Annotated in this window: 16 protein-coding genes and 2 pseudogenes; 6 read left to right on the plus strand and 12 right to left on the minus strand. The window is 70.9% G+C overall.

Features of this window, described 5'->3' with window-relative positions; all coding sequences use genetic code 11:
* Positions 1-43 precede the first annotated feature (43 nt).
* Positions 44-214 (plus strand): hydrophobic protein, encoded by a 171-nt coding sequence (locus ACZ4FV_RS10525; RefSeq protein ID WP_395861230.1) that lies wholly within the window; start codon positions 44-46, stop codon positions 212-214.
* Positions 215-443: 229 nt separating this feature from the next.
* Here ACZ4FV_RS10525 and ACZ4FV_RS10530 read toward each other — a convergent pair whose 3' ends face one another.
* The 3 genes and pseudogenes from ACZ4FV_RS10530 to ACZ4FV_RS10540 form a co-directional block, all read right to left on the minus strand.
* On the minus strand, positions 444-1,370 hold the full coding sequence (locus tag ACZ4FV_RS10530; RefSeq protein WP_465322432.1) for an aldose 1-epimerase family protein: 927 nt from the start codon (positions 1,368-1,370) through the stop codon (positions 444-446).
* Positions 1,371-1,444: 74 nt separating this feature from the next.
* The gene (locus ACZ4FV_RS10535; protein WP_402236325.1) at positions 1,445-2,815 is read right to left on the minus strand and encodes a chloride channel protein; all 1,371 of its coding nucleotides are present in this window, start codon (positions 2,813-2,815) and stop codon (positions 1,445-1,447) included.
* Between the two features lie 191 nt (positions 2,816-3,006).
* Positions 3,007-3,504: pseudogene (locus ACZ4FV_RS10540) on the minus strand (DUF389 domain-containing protein); the annotation flags it as partial.
* 1 nt (position 3,505) lies between these two features.
* On the opposite strand from ACZ4FV_RS10540, the pseudogene ACZ4FV_RS10545 reads away from it, so the two are divergent.
* Positions 3,506-3,811 (plus strand): annotated as a pseudogene (locus tag ACZ4FV_RS10545) (GMC family oxidoreductase); the annotation flags it as partial.
* A gap of 213 nt (positions 3,812-4,024) precedes the next feature.
* Here ACZ4FV_RS10545 and ACZ4FV_RS10550 read toward each other — a convergent pair.
* The 5 genes from ACZ4FV_RS10550 to ACZ4FV_RS10570 form a co-directional block, all read right to left on the minus strand.
* Complete coding sequence (locus ACZ4FV_RS10550) at positions 4,025-5,044, minus strand: cytochrome d ubiquinol oxidase subunit II (RefSeq protein ID WP_402236322.1); 1,020 nt, start codon at positions 5,042-5,044, stop codon at positions 4,025-4,027.
* Positions 5,041-6,546, minus strand: a complete 1,506-nt coding sequence (locus ACZ4FV_RS10555; protein ID WP_395861222.1) for a cytochrome ubiquinol oxidase subunit I — start codon at positions 6,544-6,546, stop codon at positions 5,041-5,043. The genes ACZ4FV_RS10550 and ACZ4FV_RS10555 overlap by 4 nt, the downstream gene beginning before the upstream one ends.
* Positions 6,543-7,913 carry an NAD(P)/FAD-dependent oxidoreductase gene (locus tag ACZ4FV_RS10560; protein WP_465322433.1) on the minus strand — a complete coding sequence of 457 codons (1,371 nt, stop codon included), beginning with the start codon at positions 7,911-7,913 and terminating at the stop codon, positions 6,543-6,545. Before ACZ4FV_RS10560 ends, ACZ4FV_RS10555 begins: the two co-directional genes overlap by 4 nt.
* Positions 7,914-7,917: 4 nt before the next feature.
* On the minus strand, positions 7,918-8,757 hold the full coding sequence (locus ACZ4FV_RS10565) for an SDR family oxidoreductase (RefSeq protein WP_395861218.1): 840 nt from the start codon (positions 8,755-8,757) through the stop codon (positions 7,918-7,920).
* A 565-nt stretch (positions 8,758-9,322) separates the two neighbouring features.
* On the minus strand, positions 9,323-9,919 hold the full coding sequence (locus ACZ4FV_RS10570) for an NADPH-dependent FMN reductase (RefSeq protein ID WP_395861216.1): 597 nt from the start codon (positions 9,917-9,919) through the stop codon (positions 9,323-9,325).
* A gap of 112 nt (positions 9,920-10,031) precedes the next feature.
* Here ACZ4FV_RS10570 and ACZ4FV_RS10575 point away from each other — a divergent pair, with 112 nt between their 5' ends.
* Positions 10,032-10,868 (plus strand): helix-turn-helix domain-containing protein, encoded by an 837-nt coding sequence (locus ACZ4FV_RS10575; RefSeq protein WP_402236314.1) that lies wholly within the window; start codon positions 10,032-10,034, stop codon positions 10,866-10,868.
* A gap of 315 nt (positions 10,869-11,183) precedes the next feature.
* Here the strand turns inward: ACZ4FV_RS10575 and ACZ4FV_RS10580 are convergent, their stop codons facing one another.
* Positions 11,184-12,272, minus strand: coding sequence for a DUF8189 domain-containing protein (locus ACZ4FV_RS10580; protein ID WP_402236313.1), 1,089 nt, complete (start codon positions 12,270-12,272; stop codon positions 11,184-11,186).
* 337 nt (positions 12,273-12,609) lie between these two features.
* On the opposite strand from ACZ4FV_RS10580, the gene ACZ4FV_RS10585 reads away from it, so the two are divergent.
* On the plus strand, positions 12,610-15,252 hold the full coding sequence (locus ACZ4FV_RS10585; protein ID WP_465322435.1) for an ATP-binding protein: 2,643 nt from the start codon (positions 12,610-12,612) through the stop codon (positions 15,250-15,252).
* A 154-nt stretch (positions 15,253-15,406) separates the two neighbouring features.
* Here the strand turns inward: ACZ4FV_RS10585 and ACZ4FV_RS10590 are convergent, their stop codons facing one another.
* Positions 15,407-16,927: a hypothetical protein gene (locus ACZ4FV_RS10590; protein ID WP_465322437.1), complete on the minus strand. Its 1,521-nt coding sequence runs from the start codon at positions 16,925-16,927 to the stop codon at positions 15,407-15,409.
* A gap of 668 nt (positions 16,928-17,595) precedes the next feature.
* Between ACZ4FV_RS10590 and ACZ4FV_RS10595 the strand changes: the two genes are divergently transcribed.
* Both ACZ4FV_RS10595 and ACZ4FV_RS10600 read left to right on the plus strand, forming a co-directional pair.
* The gene (locus ACZ4FV_RS10595; protein ID WP_465322438.1) at positions 17,596-17,823 is read left to right on the plus strand and encodes a glycine zipper domain-containing protein; all 228 of its coding nucleotides are present in this window, start codon (positions 17,596-17,598) and stop codon (positions 17,821-17,823) included.
* Between the two features lie 563 nt (positions 17,824-18,386).
* A complete protein-coding gene (locus ACZ4FV_RS10600) occupies positions 18,387-19,475 on the plus strand; it encodes a carboxylate-amine ligase (protein WP_465322439.1) in 1,089 nt (362 codons plus the stop codon).
* A gap of 418 nt (positions 19,476-19,893) precedes the next feature.
* On the opposite strand, the gene ACZ4FV_RS10605 is transcribed toward ACZ4FV_RS10600, so the two are convergent.
* Positions 19,894-21,798 (minus strand): pentapeptide repeat-containing protein, encoded by a 1,905-nt coding sequence (locus ACZ4FV_RS10605; protein ID WP_402236302.1) that lies wholly within the window; start codon positions 21,796-21,798, stop codon positions 19,894-19,896.
* Positions 21,799-22,086: 288 nt separating this feature from the next.
* Complete coding sequence (locus tag ACZ4FV_RS10610) at positions 22,087-23,025, minus strand: alpha/beta hydrolase (protein WP_465322481.1); 939 nt, start codon at positions 23,023-23,025, stop codon at positions 22,087-22,089.
* Between the last annotated feature and the right edge of the window lie 241 nt (positions 23,026-23,266).

Here is a 23,266-nt window from a genome sequence, read left to right on the forward strand (position 1 = left end):
TCTCGGCCGCCCACCCACGACCAGTCTTCGACAGGTGATCGTCATGATCCCGCTTCTGCTCGTCCTCCTACTGGCGCTGGTGCTCTTCGGCGCCGGATTCGCCCTCAAAGCCCTGTGGTGGATCGCCATCATCGTCCTCGTCGTGTGGCTCCTCGGCTTCGTCTTCCGAGGCACCGGCGCCGGGGGCGCGCGAGGCCGCTGGTACCGCTGGTAGCCCTCGCGGGGCAACCAGCGACGCGAGGTGAGAACGCGGCCGGCCGTTCCGGTCCCCCACCATGCACACGGGGCGACCGGGACCGGCCGGACGAACCCCGACCGCGGGTTCGACACAGGTCGCCCGGGGGCATCGCGGCTCGGCGGGGGCCGCCACGCTGCCCCCGCCGAGACCGACGTCGAAGAGGCCGAGCGTCGCCGAACGGGCCGCGGGTCACGTCGTCTCGGTGTCAGCGTCGCTCGGTCCACGCGTGCAGGCCCCACCTGAAAGTGTGCTCGGCACCGGGCTCGAGTTCCACCAGACCGGCGCGGCTTAAAAACGCGTCCGCCGGGCAGGACATCGGCTCCACCGCGATGCCTTTGCGCCGCGCCGGCTCGGGGAGCGTGTCTCCCGTGTACACCTGCACGAACTCGACTCCCTCGCCGAGCCACAGGTCGGTGCCGTGCGATCCGGAAGGGTGCGCCAGCCGTACCGCGGCAAGACCGGAGGAGTCCCGCTCCAATTTCGTGAATGCCGTGTCCAGGTGCTGCGCGCCCACGGCCCTGGGGATGCGGAAGTCGAAGAGTGAGCCGGCCACCGGTTCGGCCGCCGCGGGCATGCCCGAGTCGTCCGCCGGAAGCCATTTTCGGGCCGGGAGGGTGAGCACCGCGTCGTCCACCGGGTCGGTGCCCACGGTGAGGTAGGGGTGCCGGCCGACACCGTAGGGCGCTGTGCCGGTACCGACGTTCCGGGCGACCACGGCCACCGCCGGCCCCGCCGGCCCGAGCGCGTACTCGACCCGGACGTGGAGGAGGAAGGGGTAGCCCGGCTGTGGCCAGAGCGTGACCCCGAGAAGTACCCGATCCTCGTGCTTTTCCAGCACCTGCCAGGACGTCCAGCGCAGCAGCCCGTGGATCGCGTTGCCCTTCTCGGGCTCGGTCAGGGGCAGCCGGAAGTCCTCGCCGTTCCACCGGTACCGTCCTCCGCCGATCCGGTTCGGCCACGGCACGAGGACCTGGCCACGGCCGCCCACGATCGGCTCGTCGGCGGAGAAGCCGTCCAGTACCGGCCGTCCACCGACGAAGTAGCCGCGCAGGGCACCGCCGAGTTCCACGACGGCGGCGGTCTGTTCGCCTTCGCGCAGCACGATCTGCCGCCCTGTCGGACTCACGGACACGATCGGCCTCCACCTCGGGTGCCGGGTCAGGTACATACGGCCCGAGCGGCCCCATGTACCGAACGGGCGTCGGACTAGGACGGGTCGGCGTGGGCGCCGACGGGCTCGGAGCCCGGTGGCGTGGCGGGCGCAACGCGGGGCACGGGGACGAGTCGCAGCGAGACGACGTACGAGACCACGACCGCGACGATCACGAGCGGCATCACGGTGAGCGCCGAGGACCCCAACAGCAGGGTGGCCAACAGCACCGAGGTCATCGGGAGTTTCAGCATCGCCACGCACATCGCGCCGATACCCATCGCGAACCCGGACGTCAGATCCAGGCCGGGGAGATGGGACAGCGCGATCCCGCCCACCGCGCCCACGAACATCGAGGGAAAGACGAGACCTCCCCGAAAGGCGCTCAGTGACACGCAGTACGCCACCGACTTGCAGAAGATGAGCAGGACGAGCGCGCCCACCGAATATCCGTCACTGCCGGCGAGCAGCGGGTCCAGCGCGTGCTGCCCCGAGTACAGCACCCCCGACGCGTCGTACCCCGACCCTTCGGCATACACGAGCGCGGCGAGCCCGACGATCGTCCCCATCGCCACGGTGACCGGCACCCTGTGCCGCTCCACCCGCGGCTCCAGATACAGGGCGCCCCGGCGGATGCCCGTGCCCAGGAAGGCCGCCGCAAGCCCGATGACGAGGGCCCAGCCGAAGGACGCGAAATCCGGCACATCGGCGGCGGGCACGTCGTCGAGGGTCAGGGAGTAGGTGCCCAGGCCGGTCCACGAGCCCAGGCCGATGAAGACGAGCGAACCGATGCCGGCCGCAAGCAGTCCCGGCACCAGCACCATCCCGAGCATCGGCCCACCCAGGCCCGATGCCTCCATCAGCAGGAACGCCCCCAGGAGCGGCGATCCCAGCAGCGCGCTGACCGCGGCGAAACTCCCGGCGGCGCCCACGGCGGCGCTCACCTTCGGCCCGATGTCCCGCTTCACCAGCCGTGCGCCGAACACGGCGAGGCCGGCGCCGAGAGCGATGAGCGGCGCCTCGGGCCCGAGGACGACGCCGATCCCGAGGGAGGCCAGCGCCGCGAGCGCGATACCGGGCAGCTCCTTCGCGGACGCCGCGCCCGTCGAGCCGAGGCCCTCGGCCGGCTTGTGCCCGCCCTCCCCCGGTAGATGGTTGATGATCAGCCCGACCAGCAGCCCCGCCACGGCGAGCAGCGGTACCGGCCACCACGAGGGCGTGTCGTCGAAGCCCAGCGCCTCGGGCAGATCCGTGTAGGTCAGCGACTCGAACCGGGAGACGAGGGCGAGGAATCCGAACGCCGCCGCCGAGATCGGGACCCCGAGCACCGCCGCTATCGCCAAGAGCCCCAGGTACCCGCGAGAACGGACCGGCGCGAAGGGATCCGGTGACACCTTTTCGGGCACTCCGGCAGGCGTGGCCGACACTCGCATCGTCTCCTCAGCAACGGAACCCACCCGCAGGCGTCGGCTCACAAGCCTTTGTCCGGTGATATCACGCGGCTGGAGCGGGTTCCGCGTCCCCGGCCCGGGGAGCCCCGGCATGTCCCGCACCGTCATGCCCATGGCGCAATCGGACCGCGGCCGAGCCGCCATTCGGGGCCTCGATCACGGCGTTCCTACCCGCCGTGACCGGGCCGGCTGCCGGTTTGCCCGCGGCGCCGGCCGACCCGCCGCCAGATCTCCCGCTGGAGGCGGAGCGTTGCGGTGCCCACCGCGACCAGGACCACGATGTTGACCAGCAGTTGCACGAGCGACCCCCATGCCTCTCGCCAGGCGGCGAACGCGACGGAGACACCGACGTCGGCGGCCGCCGGGATGGTGGTGACCGAGATGAACACGCCGAGCAGAGCACTCGTCCTCGCCTCGGTGAGCGAGACGATGCACACGATCCCGGCCAACGTCGCGACGGCGACCGAGAAGAAGTTGGGGGTGTTGATGAGATTGGACACCGGCCGCAGTCCCAGGCCGAACGCCCGCGACTCGAGGTCGAATGCGCGAATAAGGAGGCTGAACAACAACGTGGCGACGATCGCCGGTACGAAGCCCACGAAGAGCGCGCGCAGACCCTGTCGGATTCTCGTGCGATCACGGCGGTCGATGCCCAGCGCGACGCTTGTGCGGCACAAGCTCCGGAGCAACCTCGAACACCTGGGGATGCACCCGCACCACCTGCTCCCGCACAGCCTCTACCTGCACAAGGGCATGCCGATCGGTGCCACCGCGCACCAGGCGGGCACCGTGCGATTCGGCACCGATCCGTTGAGTTCGGCTCTCGACGTCAACTGCAAGGCCCACGACCTGGACAACCTGTACGTCGTGGACACGAGCTTCTTCCCGAGCATCGGCGCGGTCAACCCCTCGCTGACCGCCATCGCGAACGCCCTGCGGGTCGGTGACCACTTGGCGGAGCGCCTGGGCTGAGCCTCCCCGTGCCGGGCTCCCCGGCCGGGGAACGCCCTTGTCCACAGGTCACATTCCGCTTCTCGGCCGGGGATGACAATCGTCGCCGCGTGACTTGCGCATCGGGCTTGCCGGCGGGCCGCCCGTCTCCGCCGCGCCCGATGCGGTGCGGTTCTGTGCGGTGCGGTGCGGTGCGGTGCGGTTCGGTTCGGTGCGGTGCGATGTGGCAAGCCGTCACTCCCCGACGTCCTCGTCGGTCAGCGGTTCCAGCACCCCGTGCGTGTCGAGGCGGTACAGCACCACGAGCGCCGGGCCGATCAGCACGACGGCGATGAGTGCGACGATGAGCATCCAGCGCAGCGACTCGCTGTCTCCCGCTGCCTGCCGCACGGTCAGCGAGGTGGGCACCAGATAGGGACGCTGCGCGAATCCCCAGGCCGCGACCGTCAGGGCGACCGAGGCCACCGAGGTGTAGCGCGCCCATCCGGCGTTACGGCCGGAGACCAGCCAGGCCGTGGCGGCCACGGCACCCGCGGCGACCAGGATCAGCACGAGCCCGATCCCGTGGGTGAGGCCGTGCCGGACGTACGAGGCGTGCTCGTCGGTCACGGCCAGGGCGAGCACACCCAGGACCACGAGGGCCGCGATGCCGATCCAGGCGCGCAGCCGGAAGTAGCCGACCAGGTCGTGGGCGCCGAAGCGGCGCGCGTCCGAGGTGAGGAACACCGCACCGAGGAAGGCGGTGGCCGCGACGGTGAGCAGTCCGGCGAAGATCGAGGTCGTGTTCGCCCAGGCGTCGGCCGAAGCGGTGGTGCCCGGCTCGACCCGGCCGGAGGCGACTCCGCCCGCGGCGGCTCCCAGAAAGAACGGGGTGAGCAGCGAGGAGATCGCGAACACGGCCCCGTACACCCGGCGTTCGGCCAGCCTGCGGGTGGGCTTGCGGAGCGCGAATCCGGCGCCGCGCAGGAGCATGCCCACGGCGGCCAGCACCAGCGGCAGCCACAACGCGGTGAACACCGTCTGGAAGAACACCGGGAAGCCGGTCCACATGAGGATCAGGACGAAGATCAGCCAGACGTTGTTGACCTCCCACACCGGCGCCATCGCGTGATCGATCAGCCGGCGCGGGGCCTTCCCGCGCTCCGCACCGCCGGCCAGCAGGTCCCAGAACCCGGCGCCGTAGTCGACGCCGCCGCCGCAGACGTACGCGGCGATCACCACCAGCAGGATCCAGGCCACGGCGTCGGCGATCACGGCCCGCTCCCGGGGTCCGGGCCGGTGCCCGATCCGCTGCCCGAAGTCCCCAACGGAGCAGAGGGCTTCGGGCCGGTGGTGACCAGTTCGCCGCGTGGGCCGTACGGGGTGTCGCTCTCGGGTCCGTCGGCCGGCACGCGGCCGACTTTGGAGTCGGCCAGGCGCCAACGACTTCGCATCTTGAGGAGCACGCCGAGAAACGCCCCGAAGATGAGGCCGTAGAGCACCACGATGACGGCGAACACGGTCCACAGCGTGGCCGCCCCGGTCGGTGTGACCGCTTCGGAGACCCGCATGTTCCCGTAGACGATCCAGGGTTGGCGACCCACCTCGGTGGTGATCCAGCCGCATTCCACGGTCACCACACTGGCCGCACCGGCAAGGGCGGCGCCTCGGAAGAACCACCGTGACCGCGGCAGGTCACGGCGGCGCAACCAACACCAGCCGTACCACAGCGCCAACAGGATCAGCAGGCTGCCGATGGTCACCATGATGTCGAAGGCCCAGTGTGCGATCGTCGCCTGGGTCGGGGTGGGGCGGTCGGAGGCCGGCACGGCGGTCAGCCCGGTCACCTTGGTGTCGGGGCTGAAGCCGGCCAGAATCGAGTCCAGTTGGGGGATTTTGAGACCCCCCTTGACACTTCCGTCCGATTGCAGGCTGCCGAACATGTACTCGGGTACATGGGTGTCGGTGTTCCAGACGAGTTCGGTGGCGGCGAACTTGACGGGCTGCTTGTGGAAGACGGACCGGGCGATGGAGTCGCCGAGGACGAACTGCACGGGGGTCAGGACGGCGGCGATCGTGAACGGCACCCGGAACCCGAGCCGGTGGTAGCGGTCGCGGCGACCGCGCAGCCACCCGACCGCGTAGACACCGGCCACGACGTAGCCCGCGGTCAGGAACATCGCGACCACGAAATGCCAGTACTGCGGTCCGAACATCGGCGTGAAGATCACCGATCGGATATCGACGTTCACCGGCTTGCCGGTCGGATCGAGGGTGAAGCCCGCGGGGGTGTTCATCCAGGCGTTGGCGGCGATGATCCCGAACGCGCCGAGCAGCGCCGCCAGCGGCAGGGGGACGCCCAACCAGAAGTGCGTCCACGGCTTCAGCCGCCGCCAACCGTACAGGTAGATCGCGATCAGGATCGCCTCGAGGAAGAACGCCCAGGCCTCGACCCCGAATCCGATGCCGAAGACGTCGCCCCACCGACCCATCATGCCCGGCCACAGCAGTCCGAATTCGAACGACAAGACCGTGCCGGTGACGATGCCGACCGCGAACTGCACTGCCATGACGGCGGACCAGCGCCGGGCCAGCAGCATGGCCACCGGGTCGTTCTTGCGCAGACCCCGATGGTGCATCACCAGCGTGATGAACGGCAGTGCCACGCCCAACGGCACCAGGGTGATGTGGGCGGCCAGCGTGAACGCCATCAACTGCCGTGCGGGAAGCAGCTGTTCCGGTGCGGCTGCGGCCAGCAGCTGGGGCATGAGGTTCATGCGGGCCTCGACGACTCGTGCCGGGCGACCTCGGGGTCGTTCGGCGGACCGGGGGATGTGGCCGAGGGCGGGGCGGGTGGCGGGTCGGTCGCGATGAAGGCGCGTTCGCGGCGGGAGCCGGTGGCGAAGACCACCGCCCAACTCGGCAGCGCCCCGATCCGGCTGCGGAAGCCGGTGAGGAAGACGATGTGGATGAGCAGCCAGATCAGCCGGCCGATCAGGCCGGACGCGTGGAACCGGCCCATCTTGACGACCGCCTTGCCGCGGGAGATGTACGCGGCGCTCCCGAGATCCAGGTAGCGGAACGGACGCGCCTTGCCGGTCCGGCCCTCGACGGCGTGGCGAATCCGGCGGCCGGCGTAGGCGCCGCTCTGCATCGCGACCTCGGCCAGACGGGGCAGCTTGTTCAGGCTCATCAGGTCGCCGACGACCCGGATCTCCGGATGGCCCGCGATCGTCAGGTCGGGCTCGACCCGGACGCGTCCCGCCCGGTCCTGTTCCGCCCCGGTGGCCCGGGCCGGCGCCGTCGCCAGCGGCGGTGCCTCGACCCCGGCCGTCCACAGCACCGTGCGCGCCTCCACCTGCTCCGTACCGCCGTCCTTGTGGCGTACGGTCAGGCCCTGTTCGTCCACGTGGGTGACGATCGAGCCGAGGTGCACCTCCACGCCGAGGTCGTCCAGGGTTCGGGCGGCCCGACGGGACAGGACGGGGCCGAAGGCGGCGAGGACCGCGTCCGAGGCGTCGAAGAGCAGCACCCGGGCCCGACTCGGGTCGACGGTGGAGAACTCCCGGTTGAGCGTGTGGCCGGCGATCTCCCGAATCTGGCCTGCCAGCTCGACTCCGGTCGGGCCGGCCCCCACCAGGGCGAAGGTGAGCCATTGCGCGCGCTCGCGTTCGTCCTCGGCGGCCTCGGCCATCTCGAACGCGCGGTAGAGCTTGCTTCGCACGTTCAGCGCGTCTTCCAGCGTCTTCATGCCCGGGGCGTGGGCCGCGAACTCGTCGTGCCCGAAGTAGGACTGGCGCACGCCGATCCCCACGATCAGCTCGTCGTAGGGGAGTTCGAGCGTGCGGCCGTCCGGCCGCTCGGCGTGCACGACCCGTCGGGTGACGTCCACGTCGGTCGCCGTCGCCTCCAGGCAACGTACCTGCTCGTGGCGGCGCAGGACGGCGCGCAGCGGTTGCGCGATCTGGCCTTCGGACAGGATGCCGGAAGCACACTGGTACAGCAGGGGCTGGAACAGGTGGTGCGCACAGCGGTCGACCAGGGTCACCGCGACCGGGGCGCCGCGCAGGGCCCGTACGGCGAACAGTCCGGCGAAGCCGCCGCCGAGGATCACCACCCGACGAGGAGTGACGTGGTCCTCCACGCCCTCACCCTCCGGTGGCGAAGCCGGGGAAGAGCGTCATGCCGCCGTCGACGTAGATCGTGGTGCCGACGACGTAGTCCATCAGGTCGGAGACCAGTGCGGTCACCGCGTCGGCGATGTCCTGCGGATCACCGACGCGACGGTAGGGAATCAGCTTGAGGAGATCGGCCTCCGCCTCGGGGGTGTCCCACGCGCTGCGGTTGATCGGAGTACGGATGGCGCCAGGGGCGACCGCGTTGACCCGGATGCCCTGCGGGGCGAGTTCCTGCGCGAGGGTCTGCATCAGCATCAGGACGCCGCCCTTGGAGGCGGCGTAGTTCACGTGGCCCGCCCACGGGATGATCTGGTGGACCGAGCTCATGCAGACGATCTTCCCGACCGAGCGGGAGACCTCCGGGACGGCGCCGCGGCGCAGGAACTCCTTGGTCGCCTCCCGGGCGCACAGGAACTGGCCCGTGAGGTTCACGTCCAGGACCTTCTGCCACTCGGCGAGCGACATCTCGGTGAAGGCGGCGTCCCGCTGGAGCCCCGCGTTGGCCACCATGATGTCGATCGTGCCGAAGTCCTCGACCATGCGCGCGATCATCGCGACGACTTGGTCCTCCCGAGAGACATCGGCCTCGTGCGCGTAGGCCCGTACGCCGAAGGACTCGATCTCTCGGACCACATCCTCGGCGGCCTCCCGGCCGGCGACGTAGTTCACGACGACGTCGGCACCCGCCCGTCCCAGTCCGATCGCGGTCGCCTTGCCGATGCCGGAGTTCGCCCCCGTCACCAACGCTTTCTGCCCTCTGAGGATGGGCGGCAGCACCGGCCGGCCGGGCCTGTCCACACCTGTGGTCATCGCGCTCTCCCATCATCGCCCCGCACGGCGGCACCGAAGCATCACCGTGTCCGACGGCACGCCGTGCGACGCCGAGCGACCCGACCCGCCCACCCGATCGGAACAGTCGCACCCCTCGGATGGCTCAAGCTCGGCGCCGCCCGCCGCACCGCCCTCGTCCGGACCGAGCGTGCCCCCCGGCGCTTGTGCCGTGCGGGGGCGGCGCGGGGAGGGCGGGCCGTCGAGCTGTTGCGGGCACATCCGCGTGGATGGGTCGTCCGAAGATCCGCGTGCCCCGGGCGGCCGACCTCCGGACGTGGCCCGTCATCGCCTGCCACATCCGCTCCGGGCCGGCCCGAACCCTCGTCGCCCATGGGAGAATCCCGCCGAACCGCCCCACTCCTGCCCGGGTCCGCCGCGCCGGTACGGCCGGCCGCGCCTGGAAGATCGGCGCCGACGGCCCGATCGTCCAGCGCCCACGGGTCGACCCCGTACGTCCGCTCCGCGAACGCCATGCGGCCGAGCGCGAGCCGGCCGACCGGCGGATCGGTACACCCGGGCGGCACCTACTCCATGGCCGCCGCGCTCACGCCGGGTACGGAGCCGCCTCGCGAGCGGCTCGGAGTGCGCCCGCCCACCAGGACAGCTGGTCGAGGAGGGTCTTGGCGTACCCCGGCGCGTCGGCGTCCAGCGGCCGGCCGTCCTGCCATGCGGTGAAGTAGTTCGGGAAGGCGAGGCCGTCGCGAACGGTGACCGCGTGCAACTCGGTCAACACGTTCTCGAGGTGCAGGACCGCGTGCCGCCCGCCCGCCGCGCCGCCGTAGCTGACGAAGGCGACGGGCTTGGCCGTCCACTGCGTGAAGTGCCAGTCGATGGCCGCCTTCAACGAGGCGGGGTAGCTGTGGTTGTACTCGGGCGTCACCACGATGAACGCGTCGGCGTCCTCCAGCGCCGACGTCAACGCCGCCATCCCGGCCGGGCGGGGGTAGTCGTCGCCCGCGTACTTCGGGGACGCGGCGGGCAGCGCCAGCGGGATGTCGATTTCGGCCAGATCGACGACGTCCACGTCGAAGCCGCCGTGGGTGGCGGCCTGTGCGGCGACCCACGAGGCCACCACCGGGCCGAACCTTCCGTCTCGAACGCTTCCGACGATGATCAGCAACCTGTGCTCGGTGTTCTCCATGTCCACCACGATCAGGCGACGCCGAGGCGGCAACCAGACCGGGCTCAGGCCGGCCCCCGCAGGGCCGGCCTGAGCCCTCCACACCCCGCCGACACCGCCATAGGCTCACCTCATGGGTACGCCGTTGGGAGACTTCATCCGCGCGAAGCGGGACAGCATCCAGCCGGAATCGCTGGGACTGCCGGACCATGGACGCCGCCGTGCACCGGGTCTGCGCCGCTCGGACCTCGCCGCGCGCGCGGGCATCAGCGTGGAATACCTGACCCGCATCGAACAGGGCCGGGACCGCAATCCCTCCACGCCGATCGTGCACGCGCTCGCCGACGCGCTGAGTCTGGATCCGTCGGAACGCGAGCACCTGCGCTACCTCACCAAGATCACCGGCGGTGAGTGCCCCTCGCACGCGCGGCCCGCGCCGCCGAGCCGGGCGGTGCGACCGTCCGTCCTGGAAACGCTGCGTCTGCTGGACCCGGGGATCGCACTGGTGACGAACCGGCTCGGCGACGTCCTCGCCCACACCGAAGGCTTCGCGGCGCTGGCCGACGGAACGGGACTTCTCGACGCCGAGGCCCCGAACCTCACCCGCTACGTCTTCACCGACCCGCGCGCCCGCGAGTTCTTCGCGGACTGGGACGACGTCGCGGACGAGCGGGCCTTCGACCTGTGGCTCGGGCCGAGTATCGAGAACACCGCGTGGTTCACCGCGGAACTCGCCCCCGTGGCGGGCCCGGACTTCACCCGCCGCCTGAAGGGGAACGTGGTGCCGCAACGCGGCCCCCTCCGACTCGACCATCCCGCGGGATACGCCTTGCGATTGCTCCGGGAGACTCTCGAACTGCCGTCGGACGCACAACAACTGGTGGTCCTGCTGCCCGCGGACGAGGCCACGGCGCAGGCTCTGGAAGAACTCCGCCACGGGCCGAGCGGTCGGCTCCGGGTGGTCTCGTAACAGCTCGTGCGGCCCGCCCCGGAGACAGTAGTGCGCCCCTCGGACGGCGTCACCGGGCGCAGGATCCGCTCGGCGGCGGGCCGGCTGGCATCCCTGGGCCCCGCCCGTCGACCGGTTGTCGCGCGGGGCGGAGGCCGGCGACGTACGAGCGGCGGTCCCGCGCCGCGCCGCCGGCGACCGGATCGACACCGGCGCCGCCCCGCCGACCGGCTCTCGGTGCGAGGTGAGCAAGCCATGGGGGCGGCGCCGATCCGCGGGCGGTGTCCCGGGTTCACGGGCACACCCGCCCGCGGAACGCGGCCGGCGCCGGTGCGGTTACTGCACCGGGTAGAAGTGGTTCGGGACGACCACCCCTCGCCACCCGTGCCAGGTTCCCTTCCAGCGGTTGGTCAGGAACTCCTTGGTGTGGCCCGGGACGAACAGGTCCAACGTCCCCACCTGGTGGCTCACCACGATCGGGGTCGCCTGGCGGTAGAGCCCGGCCGTGGAGTCGTTGGGCTTGGGAAGCTTCTCCCAGTTCCAGCCCTCCTGGTCGCGGTAATAGGCGTTCCACACGTGGCCGTCCACGCCCATCGCGAAGATCTCCTCGGCCCACCAGCCCCAGTTCACCGCGGTGGGTGCGCTGGCCAGCTTCACCGGCTGGTTGCCGACCCGATGCCAGGACTCCCAACTGGACGGTGTCGACTGGCGTCCCTGTGTGCGGTACAGGTAGCCGTCGGCCCCGCGCGCGTACAGCCGCATCACGTTGATCTCGGGGCTTGCCCCCGCGCAGGCCGAGGTGAACTCGACCGGACCGGGGCGGGTGAACCCCCAGCCGGACGAGGAGAACGTCGACTCGTTCCAGGTCGCGGTCCAGAACTGCTTGTCGGTCCCGCGGACCGCGTAGTGCAGCAGGTGGTCCGCGGACGACCACACGGCCGTCATCGAGGTGTTGTCCGGCGGGCTGTGCGGTCCGTTCCAGCCGGTCACGCCCTGCTGGTAGTCGCGCCAGTGGTGCCAGGTCGCCGAGTCGAGGCCGCGCGCGAAGACGTCGATGCGTTGGCGGTTCTTCCACAGCGTCGCTCCGGGAGCGGAGGTCAGCGCCCCGCCCAGGGCCTCTTCGTGGACCGTGGCGAAGCCCGGCGTCCAGTCCATCGCCACGAGTTGGTCCGCCCCGCCCTGGAACCAGCCGCCCACCTTGAAGATCCGGAACCAGCCGCCGGTCGGCCCGCCCGGGCGCACCGCGACGCCCATGTAGGAACTGTCCAGCGCGAACGCGTTGTTGACCAGCGCCTCGTCGGACTCGACGGGCGGTTCGACGGCTTCGATGTCCAACCGGGGCGCGGGCCGCTGAACCCGACGGTCGGGTTCGGACGGTGGTTCTCCGGTACGGCCGACGACCGCCGGGGACTCCACTTGGGTCATTTCTCCCCCACATTGATATTTCCGTTGAGTGTTGCCTTGCCTTGCCGTGCCTGTCGACGCCTCGCGTCGTGACTCGCCCGCGGGCCGCGGGCCGCCGTGGATCGAAGGCCGTCGCCGCCGTTCCCCCCGGCGAGGTGCCGACCCGATCCGTTCTACGGGCGTTGACCTGTGGTGGGCATCGGTGGTCGCCACCTATGTTGGGAGCGTGGCCACCTAGACACGCCCTGGCACGGACGCGTGGCCGCAAACGCCGTGGACGGCACCGGAACTGCCGTGGACGGCACGCATCGAGGCGACAGCGGATCGGCAGCGGGGCAGGATGTCGGTTGGGGGCGCCATGCTGGAACGCGACCGGGAATTGGCCGAGTTACTCGCGGCGAGCGACGACGCCGGGCATGGGTGGGGCTCGGTGGTGCTGGTGTTCGGCGAGGCCGGGATCGGCAAGACCAGCCTGGTCCGAGCATTCACGGAAGCCGTCGGAGCGGATGTGCGCGTGCTCGTCGGCGCCTGCGACGACCTGATGGCGCCGCGCGCGCTCGGTGCGTTGCGCGATGCCGCCGCGGGCACCGGCGGCCCGCTGGAGCGGACTCTCGCCGAAGGGGCGGCGGGCGAGGCCGTGTTCGCCGCGATCTCCGCGGAAATGTCGCAGGCGGGCCGGGTGGTGCTGGTCGTCGAGGACGTGCACTGGGCCGACGACGCGACCCTGGACGCCCTCACCTATCTGGCCGGACGCGTCGACGACCTCGGCACGGTCCTGGTCCTCACCTTCCGCGACGACGAGCTGGGTACCCGGCATCCGCTGCAAAGACTGCTCGGCGCCCTCACCCGCGCCCGGGTGCGCAGACTCCCCCTGCGACCGCTGTCCCCGGACGCCGTCGCCCGACTCGCCGCCGGATCCGGACGCGATCCGCGGACCCTGCACGCCGTCACGTGCGGCAACCCGTTCTACGTCACCGAGGTCCTCGCCGACACCCCCGGAGAGGTGCCGGAGACCGTCGCGGACGCGGTGCTGGCCCGGGTACGTGTCCTCGGCGAGGACTGCCGCACCGCGCTGGAGCAGTTGTCCGTGGTGCCCACCCACGTCGGCCTGCGCCTCGCCGAGGAACTGCTCGGCGACCGGCTGGACGCCCTGGCCGAGGCGGAGCGGCGCGGCATCGTCGAAGTACGGCCCGAGGGACTGGCGTTCCGGCACGAGCTCGCCCGCCGCGCGATCGAGGGCAGCCTGCCCGCCCTGCGCCGCCGTACCCTCGACCGTGCCGTGGTGCGCGCCCTGCTCGCCCGGCGGGAACCGGACCGGGACCGGCTCCTGCACCACGCGGTCCGCTCCGACGACGCCGAAACCATCGCGGCCCACGCCCCGGCCGCCGCCCGGGAGGCGGCGCGCGCCGGCTCGCACCGGCAGGCGCTGACGCACTTCGAGGCCGCCCTGCGCCACCCCGACCGCTTCACCGCCGCCGACCGCGCGGGCCTGATGGACGACTACGCCTGGGAGCTGTACAACGCGCACCGCTTCACCTCGGCGGTACGCGCGGGCCAGGAGGCGGTGCGCCTGTACGAGCCGTCGGCGGACCCCGCGGCGTTCGGCCGGGCGCTGGTCCGGCTCTCGCGCCACCACTACATGACCGGGGAGACCGACGCCGCCGAGGACGCCGTGTCCCGGGCGGTCCGCGTCCTGGACCCGCTCGGCCGCACCCCGGAGCTGGCGTCCGCGCTCACCCATCAGGGCGCGCTGCTCGCGCTGACCGGCCACAGCGAACGGGCCGTCCGCGTCCTCGACCAGGCCCGGCGGCTCGCCGGTGAACACGGCTGCCCGGATCTGATCTCGTTGTGCCTGAACTATCTCGGGGTGGCCCGGGCGGACCTGGGCGAGCCGGCCCCCGCGCTGCGCTGCGTCCGCGAGAGCCTCGCCACCGCCCTGCACGCCGGGTCCCACGAAAGCGCCGCCCGCGCCTACACCAACCTCGCCGAACTGCTCTACCGCTTCGGCGACTTTGCCGGGCTGGACCGGTGCGTCGAGGAGGGACTGGCGTTCACTCGCGAATGCGGCTTCTGGTCGCACGCCTACAACCTGGACGTGCACCGCTGCCTGGCCCTGATGCGACGCGGTGAGACGGCGTCCGCCGAGCAGGGGCTGCGGGCACTCGTGGAGGGCGTCGACGACCCGGGGATGCTCTACGTCTACAGCGTCCCGCCGTACGCGAGGCTCCTGGCCCGCCGCGGCGACGCCGGCGCCGAGAAACCGCTGATCCAGGCGTGGCATCGCGCGTTGCGCCAGCGCTCACTGCCCGGACTCGCCTACGCCGGGATCGCCTACGCCGAATGGGCCTGGCTCGCCCGCCGACCGGAAGCCGCCGGCGCCGTCCGCGACCTACTGCTGCCGTTTCTGGACCGGCCCGGCAGGGAGTCCTTCCGCGCCGAACTCCTGTGGCATCTGGCCCGATCGGGGCCGGCGGCCGAGCCGTTCGAGGGCTGCCCGGAGCCATACGCGGCGAGCCTGCGCGGCGACTGGCGAACTGCCGCGGAGGGCTTCGCCGCCGCCGGGGCACCCTACGAACAGGCGCTGGAGCTCGCCGAGTCCGGGGAACTCGGCCCGACCCTGACCGCACTGGGCGTGCTGGACCGACTCGGCGCCTCGGCCGCGGCCGACCCGGTCCGCGCCCGACTGCGCGCCCTCGGGCTGCGCCGCGTGCCCCGCGGCCCCGTACCGACCACCCGCACCCATCCGGCGGGACTGACCGCCCGCCAATCCGACGTCCTCGAACTGCTCGCCGAAGGCCGCACCAATGCCGAGATCGCCCGGCACCTGGTGTTGTCGGTGCGGACCGTGGAACACCACGTCGCGGCGATCCTCGACAAACTGGGCGCGACCTCGCGCCGCGAGGCCACCGAAACCGCCCGCGCCGCGGGCCTGTTGCACCCGGGCCCCGCGGCCCCGACCCGGTGGGACCCGGAATCTCCCGGCACCGTCGGGTTCGCGTAGTCGCGGACGCCGACGACGCGCTCGGGTCGGTGATCGCCGACCGGAGCGCGTAGTGGCCCCAGGTCGCGGCCACATCACCTCGTCCGCACGGGCGATGGTCTGTGTCGGGCGTGGCCCGGGGTCGCGTCCGACGTCAGGAGTTCCTCGGGTGTTGTCAGCCCATGGCGGGGCCGCGCGGGTCCTGTCTCGTTTCTCTCGAGTTCTGACCCTCGCGTCGACGAGGCGTTGGGTCGGCTCCCTCACCGGCGGGGGTCGAAGACGGTGTGGACGAGCCGGCTCCCCGGGGTGAACGGGCCGGCGTGAACGTGCGGGCCACAGTGGACAGGGTTCCGTTGGCCCACAGACTTCTCGGGTCGGGTACGCGAAGATCCGGGATTGTGGCGTCCGCGCTTCCCGGGGTGGTCTCGGCCGTCGTCCTCGTCCCGGCTACGGGGACCGGCAGGACCAGCGGTATCGTCGCCGGGGATTCGGGCGACTGCGGCGATGGCAATACGCGTTGTGGCTTGGGGATCGGTGCCATCGGTTCGGGGGAAATGCTCGGGCGGATCCACGGGTTGGGGGGAGGTATCGGCCGGAGCGGTTCGGCGGCCGCGGCCAGGAGATACGCGTTGTTTTGCGGGACGTATCCCGATCTCCAAGAACGGTCGAGCTCGGTGACCTGCATGCCGTGCAGGAAGTCGTTCAGAAAGCGGGGCCGGTCGTCGGCACTCCGACCCAGGGTCCACATCAACTCGGCGAACAGCTCTTGGGGCAGGCCCTTCTGCGAGTCCCCGCCGAGGACGGCCCCGGCCACCGTGTCCGCGTCCAATTCGCCTGCGTTATTGGCATAGGTACCGATCTTCGTCGCGACCGTTGCGGCCGCCTGTTGGTTGCGGAGCACCGTATCGGAACCGAAAAGTCTCTGATGGAGATCGGCTTTCCGATTGCTGATCGTCCCCGAATCCGCGCCGGACGCCTCGATGCTCCGAAGCTCATTTCCGTAGCGGTGCACGACCGCTCCCCAGATGGCCCGCATTTCGTCGGGTCGCACGCTGTTGAGCACGATGTTCGGAACGTTGCGGTACAGTTTCCCGGCTCTCCGGCGGGCTTCTGCGGCCCAGCCGATTCCGTGGCCGAACTCATGGACCGCCGTGCTGGCCACGCCGAATCTACGGTGCGCGCCGAAGGCGTTCCTCTCTTCTTGCAAAAGACCGCGAAGAAAATTTTCCCGATTGTCGGTTCTGAGGAGTGTGGACTTGAACCACAATCCTAGTTGCGCGGGATTGTCGCCCTGCGTGGCCACCGCGCGGGCGTTGGGAAAATTCCCCGGGACGGTGTCGTCGATCGTCACGGACCGCAGGTCGACCTCGCCATATTGCCTGGCCATGACGAGCAAGGAAAGAGCGGTCATTCTTGCATGCAGCGGATCCGTTTCCGGGTGTATCGTAACGAATGCTCCGCCTTTGCTGCCCCGTATTTCCGTCAAACCCTGCCGCAGATATTCTTGGATTTCACCCGTTCCGGTCAACCGGTCGAGCTTCCAGTAATCGTAATAATTTCGGGCGACGGCCGGATCCTGCAACGATGCATCATAAGCAATTCGATCCATGCGGAACCGCAGAGCTTGGGCCGATTGGAATTCCGCCCAGGCCCGGGCCATCGTCCGCTGGTGTTCCTCCTGGGCCTGCCGGTTCATCGATGACAACGACCCCCTGCCCTTTGCCGTTTCCAACGAAAAGAATGAGTTCGGCGTGACGTCGGATTACTCGGCCGCGGGGCCGGGGCCGAGCAGAGCGCCGTCGCTTCCGTGGCTCGTCTCGGACGATGGTGTCTGCTCGGACCGACTCCCCGTGCCGGCGCCGGCGCCGAAGTCGATGTGTGGGCGTCCGCGCATCACGCATCGGCAGGCGGCGTGGGAGATCCTATTCGTCCCACACCCGGGAATCCATGGGGAGTTACAGCCACAGAAGCCGGACTCCGGGCGCGCAGACAAGAGCAGTTGGCGTCGTCTCGTCGTCGTGGGCCACCACTTGATGCGAGGGTCCTCTACCAGGTGGCAGCAACGCATCGCACTGGTCGACCTGGTGGGTCGGATCAGGACCCGGCGCACCCAGCTGCTCGACCGCCCGCACCCGCGCCCACGAGGCGCCCACCCGGGCAAGTGCCCCTTTGGGCGAAATCCTCGGCCTCGCCGTGGTCTCCGGTCCTCAAGTACGCGATCCGCACGAGTCGCCGCGATCCGCGGCTTCCTGCTGCTGGAACGCCTTGCCGGCCGGTGAGAGGGCCTGCGCACGTCGTGGCACCGCGGGACGTCCAAGTTGACCGATGCTGTGAAGCAATATGCGGGTTCGACATAATGATCATATGCCAAACGAACGCAACGACTCGGTATCCGCCTCGGGCAATGCCGTCGCCGTGGGCCTTTCCCTCGGGCTCGCGATGGGTGTCGTCCTCGGACTGCCGGTCTTCGGCAACCTCGCGCTGGGCATTGCCCTGGGCATGTGCCTCGGCGTCGCGGTGGGCGGCACGTTCGCGGCGCGAGGACGCCGGCAGGGCGGTACCGCCGAAGGTCCGCAGGACGGCTCGCGCTGACGGCGGCACCGGAGCGCGAACTTCGCTGAGTACAGGCTCGGCCGCGGGTGGGGTCACCGACGAGGCGCCTTCGGACTTCGCCCGTCGTCCGGGCACGCGGTGCTTCCGGGCACGCGGTGCTTCCGGGCACGCGGGTGCTTCCGTGTCACGGCGTGCCGCCCCCGCAGGGTCACTCGATCGGACCAACGTGGCGCGAGCCGTCCTCACCCGCCGCAGGCTCCGGGCAGGCCCCGCTCGGACGCCGTCCGTAACGCGCGTCACGGAACCGCGCGGCCTGCTCACCGGTCGCTGCGGCGCCCCCCTCGTGCCCGGTGGCGACGCGGCAGGGCGGCCGTGATGGTGGAGATACCGACCAGGTCCGCTTCGATCGGCGGCCCGGCACCAACCGCCCATGCGAGCGCCCCGGCCCCTCCCGCTCATCCCGCGGCGGCCCGCACGCCGTACTCGATCGGGCCGGAGGATCGCCGATGTCAGATCCCCGCAGTACCCACGCCACACCCGCCGCCGGCGCGACTGACGTCACAGGTCCGGCCGCCGAGTCCACCGCGGGTAACGTGCCGACGATGGGGGTCGAGGAGGAATTCCTCCTCGTCGACGCGCACTGCCCGCACCCGGCACCCCGCGCCGAAGCGGTTCTGGCCGAGGCCGACGACGGCTGCGACACCACCCACATCGAGGCCACCCGCTACCAGGTGGAGTCGGCCACCCCCATCGCCCACACGGCCCAGGAACTGCGCACCCACCTGCTCACGCTGCGCCGCCGCCTCGCAGCCGCCGCCACCGCGCACGGCTGCCGGCTCGTCGCCTCCGCCACCCCGGTGGTCCTCGCGTCCCCGCCCGCGTCGCGGCTCGTCGACGCCCCCCGCCGACACGAACAACGCGCCCGATACGGCTCGCTCACCGACACACTCGTCGTCTGCGGGTGTCACGTCCACATCGGCACGCTCGACCTGGACACCGCCGTCGGCGTCCTCGGCCACATCCGGCCCTGGTTGCCCACGCTGATCGCGCTCGGCGCCAACTCGCCCTTCTGGGAAGGCCGCGACACGGGACATGCCAGCTGGCGGGCCGTCTCCGTCTCCTGCTGGCCCGCCTCGGGATCCCCGCCGCGCCTGGACTCGGCCGAGCACTACCACCGCACCCTGGCCGATCTCGTCGCGAGCGGTGCCGTAATGGACGCCAAGATGATCTATTGGGACGCGCGCCCCTCCGCCCACTGGCCGACCGTGGAGATCCGCGCCCCGGACGTGTCCACCAGCGTGGACGAGGCCGTCCTGCAGGCCGTCCTGGTCCGCGCGTTGGTCACCGGCGCGTTGCGTGCCGTCCGCGACGGCCACCCAACCCCCGACATCCGTGACGGCGTGCTGACCCTGGCCCGCTGGCGCGCCGCCCGCGACGGCCTCGAGGGCCGGGCCGTCGACCCGCACACGGCGGACCTGCTCCCCGCGAACACTGTCGTCGACGCCCTGATCGACCACGTGAGCAGCGACCTCGACGCCACCGGGGATCTGCCCCACGTGGAGCGGACCCTGGCGACACTGCGTCGCGACGGTTGCGGCGCCCGCCGCCAGCGACGTGCCTTCGAACGCCGCGGGCTCCTGTCGGACGTGGTGGACCACCTCGCCGAAGCCACCATCGACCAGAACGCCTGACTCGTTTCGCCATCGAATCCCGCACCACTCGCCAGCCCAGCTGGTGGCACACCCGGCCCCGAACGCCGCCACGCCACCGAACTCCTCAGCCCCGCCGAGATCGCCCCCGAACGCACCATCGTGACGCCCGGGTTGTCCAAGAGCCTGCCCCTCGGCGGTCGGCGCTCGCCGCCGCCCTCTTCCCCGCGGGCGCCGAGGGCGACCGCAGCCGAACCGCCGTCGTCACGGTGGCCGGCGAGACCTGGTCCGCGCTGGTCCCGCCCCACGCAGGAGTCGCCCGCTACGCCTACCGGGAACCACCCGAGATCCCCGCCCACTTGGCCACGAGCGCCCGCCCCTCGACGTGCGGTATTCGCTTCTCCAGGCCCCGGGGGCGGTTCGTGCCGTGGCGCGGCCGTGCGGTGCGCGCTGTGCCCGGTCAACGTCTGACGCGGTTGCGGACGGCCAGGACCGCCAGACCCAGCAAAAGAAGCCGGCTCAGCCTTGAGACCGACTCGATATAGCCGCCGGCGGTCGTCAGGGGCTGTCCCGAGGAGCGGAACACCACAGAACCGAGCGCGACGTCCAGGGACTTCTCGAAACGCTCGCTGGTGAACCGGTCCCCGGTGGGGTTCCTGGGGCTGGTCTCGCCGATCTCGAAAGTGACCGTGCTCCCGCCGGCCGGTACGCGGTCTGCGGCCTCCCGCTTCGGTGAGTCCTGCGGAATCCCGGCCCACATCAGCAGCGACACCGTGAGGACGATGGAGGCGGCGAGCCAACCCAGGGCGCGGGAGGCACGCAGCCCGTACCCGGAGAGCAGCCAGTACGCGTGAAGCAGTCCACGTTCGGCGCGAGTGGTGCCGGTGCGGTCGTGGCGGCGCATCTCCCGCTCGCCGTAGGCGAAGTCCGCCGCCCACGGCTGGTTCCCGGCGTCCTCCTGAGCCCTGCGCAGCGCCCGGTACACCGGCTCCAGTTGTGCCGGGCCGACTTGCCCGGCGTCGAGCACGGCCCTGTTCCAGCCCCGCGCCGCCCTTGGCCGACCCGCGCGCCAGTGATGCTCCTCGGCCAGAGTGCGGCGCGGGGTGAAACACGAGCCATGACCCCATCGGCGTGGGCGGGGCGGGGTCGTGTCGAAGACGCAGACGCCCTCCAGCCGCATCCGGTCCAGATGCACCGCCCCGGTGAACAGGCACCCGGAGAGATCGATGTCGGCCAGGACCAGGTGCCTCGTGTCCGCCCCGCGCAACGAGACCAGGCGCACCCGGGCGTCGGGCGCGCCGGCGAAAGCCTCTTCCTCCAGTGTCCGTCCGTCGGGCAGGGCGAAGGGGGCAGCCTCCGCGACGACGGCCAGAGGGGAGGCGAAGGACGAGTGGGAGAAGTCGGCCGTGGCGTAGCGCAGACGTATCTCGGCTGTCGACGTCCAGCGAGTACGCCGGCACTCCACCCGGCGCGCGGCGAACGACACAGTGACCGGCCCACCGAATACCGCTCCGGACAACCCCACCTGCCCGGCACACACCAACGGCCCCAGATGGTCAGACCCCTCGAAGCTCGCCCGGTCGAACCTGAGTTCGCCTCCGAAGGTGGCCGCCTCGAACCTGGCAGCGCCTCGGAAGGTCACCGACTGGAACAGGGCGTGGTGCTGGACGACAGCCGACCGGAAGTCCGCCTCGCCCGTGAAGGTCGCAGATTCGAACATGGCGATGTACCCGAAGACCGCCGACTCGAAGATGGCTCTTTCCTTGAAGGTCACCTCATCGAACCGGACGGTCTCCCCGAAGGTCGCCGACTTGAACCAGGCGCGGCGTTCGAAAGACGCCGAGGAGAACTTGGCGACGTCCTCGAAGTGCGCGTCTTCGAAGTCCGCGTTTCCCTCGAAGGCCGCGGCCGTCTCGAACGTGACGATGTCCTTGAAAGTCGCCCGACTGAACCCGGCGTCATGCTCGAAGGTCACCGAGTCGAACAGGGCCAATTCCTCGAAGACCGCCATCTCGAACGTGGCCCGGCCCCCGAAGGTCGCCGCTTCGAACTCGGCCTGGCCCTTGAAGCGCGCCGAGTGGAATACGGCGGTCCCCCGGAAATCCGCCCGCTCGAAACTGGCACCTCTCTGGAAGATCGCCGCATCGAACCCGGCTGCACTCTCGAAGACCGCCGAGCCGAAATCGGCGAAGCCGAGGTGGAGAGCCCTCGTGGGAGTGCGCAGAGCGTCCAGGAGCGCCGCGAGGAGGGGCTCGGCGAAGGTGGTGCCGCGATGGTCGATGTGGCTGCCGGGGCCCAGACCGGCCAGGTAGGCGTCGTGTTCGGCCCCGGTCAGGTGGGCGAGGCAGGCCGTATGGCCGGACACGTGGACCCCACGGCATCCCACCGGGTCCGCTGCTGTGGCATCACGGCCACAGTGCGGCCACTCCGGCGGTTCCAGGGGCCGGGCGGGGTGCAAGGTCGGGTGCGGGTGCGGCACGGTCATGCCCGAGGGGACGAGGAGCACACGCGGGTAGTTGCACCCAGGCTTCCCCGGCACCGTACCGAAGCTCCTGCCGCAACCTGCCACGCGTACGGTCGGCCACGAGCACGCGCACGGCGTGTTGCCGTCTCGGGTCGCCATTGCGCTGGAAGCGGTCGCTCGGGTACACGATCACGGCGCCGGCGAGGCCGTTCGCGGTTGGGTGATGCGGTCGAGCAGCCAGGTCTCGATGCCGTTGAGCGCTGTCTGAGCCATTGCGGTGGGGTGCCCGGTGAAGCCGTGCGGCGCCTCCGGGTAGACCCGGAGTTCGACGTGATTCCCGGCGACGGAGAGTCGACTCGCCATCGCGAGGTTGTCTTCCAACAGCACATCCGCGCTTCCGACGACCAATAGCGCCGGAGGAAGATCGCGAAGGTCGGCGTAGATGGGAGAGATATCCGGATGGGTGCGGTCCGCGACGTGGCCCGCGTAGGCCCGGATGAAGTACTCGTCCGCGATCCGGCGTCCAGCCGGCGTCTGTGCGCTCAGGTCGTAGGTGCCGAACTGGAGTACGGCCCCCGCGAATTCGTCGACGACCCCGCTGTCCCTCAGTCGGAGCAGGGTCGCCAGCGCGAGTGTGGCTCCCGCCGAACTCCCGCCGATCACCAACCGGTCCGCGCCGAAACGCTTACGCGCCTGTTCCACGAGCCACAGTGCCGCCGCCGCACAGTCGTCGGGCGCGGCCGGCCACGGATGCTCCGGCGCCAGGCGATAGTCGACACTGACGACCGCTAGCTGGAGGGCGTCCGCGAGCCGACGGTTGCGCACGTCTCCTCGTGCTGCGGAGTCCATGTAGAAGCCGCCTCCGTGGATGTCCAGGTAGACGCCTCGTGCTCGCTCGTCGGACGGAGTGAAGATCCGCACCGGGACACGCGCTCCCGACGCTTCGGCCATCTCCTCGACGGCCGGTGGATCGGCCGGGACAGACGCGCACCTCTGCGCGCGGACCTCCCTCAACTCCTCCGCGCTGCCGGGCCCACGACCGGCCGCCCTCGAACGGTAGAAGCTCCGAGCTTCATCGACCTGCTCGGGCGGTAGGTCGGCGAACAAGTTGCCCAACGCGAAGCGCACGGCGCCCTCCAGTCGTTCGAGATCTCGTCCCCACGCTATTGCAGGTACGTCCGGCGCCAGGGAGGCAGGACGCGCACCCTCCGATCCGCCGGGCTCGTCACCGGTGTGTGTGCCCTCGTCCCACTGAACGACCAAGGGCGCGTTGCTGTTCGCGGCTCGATGCCAGGCGACCGGGTCGCGATCGCGGTCGATCACGGACGTGTAGGTGCCCGTGGCGACGTCGAACGACCAGACGCGGCGC

It is taken from the genome of Embleya sp. NPDC025285 (assembly GCF_055558835.1).

Coding starts and splice junctions, on each gene's coding strand:
- ACZ4FV_RS10565 (WP_395861218.1), bottom strand. CDS start 8,757: ATGACCACAGGTGTGGACAGGCCCGGCCGGCCGGTGCTGCCGCCCATC.
- ACZ4FV_RS10595 (WP_465322438.1), top strand. CDS start 17,596: ATGCCAAACGAACGCAACGACTCGGTATCCGCCTCGGGCAATGCCGTC.
- ACZ4FV_RS10600 (WP_465322439.1), top strand. CDS start 18,387: ATGGGGGTCGAGGAGGAATTCCTCCTCGTCGACGCGCACTGCCCGCAC.
- ACZ4FV_RS10570 (WP_395861216.1), bottom strand. CDS start 9,919: ATGGAGAACACCGAGCACAGGTTGCTGATCATCGTCGGAAGCGTTCGA.
- ACZ4FV_RS10525 (WP_395861230.1), top strand. CDS start 44: ATGATCCCGCTTCTGCTCGTCCTCCTACTGGCGCTGGTGCTCTTCGGC.
- ACZ4FV_RS10590 (WP_465322437.1), bottom strand. CDS start 16,927: ATGAACCGGCAGGCCCAGGAGGAACACCAGCGGACGATGGCCCGGGCC.
- ACZ4FV_RS10555 (WP_395861222.1), bottom strand. CDS start 6,546: ATGAACCTCATGCCCCAGCTGCTGGCCGCAGCCGCACCGGAACAGCTG.
- ACZ4FV_RS10575 (WP_402236314.1), top strand. CDS start 10,032: ATGGGTACGCCGTTGGGAGACTTCATCCGCGCGAAGCGGGACAGCATC.
- ACZ4FV_RS10580 (WP_402236313.1), bottom strand. CDS start 12,272: ATGACCCAAGTGGAGTCCCCGGCGGTCGTCGGCCGTACCGGAGAACCA.
- ACZ4FV_RS10585 (WP_465322435.1), top strand. CDS start 12,610: ATGCTGGAACGCGACCGGGAATTGGCCGAGTTACTCGCGGCGAGCGAC.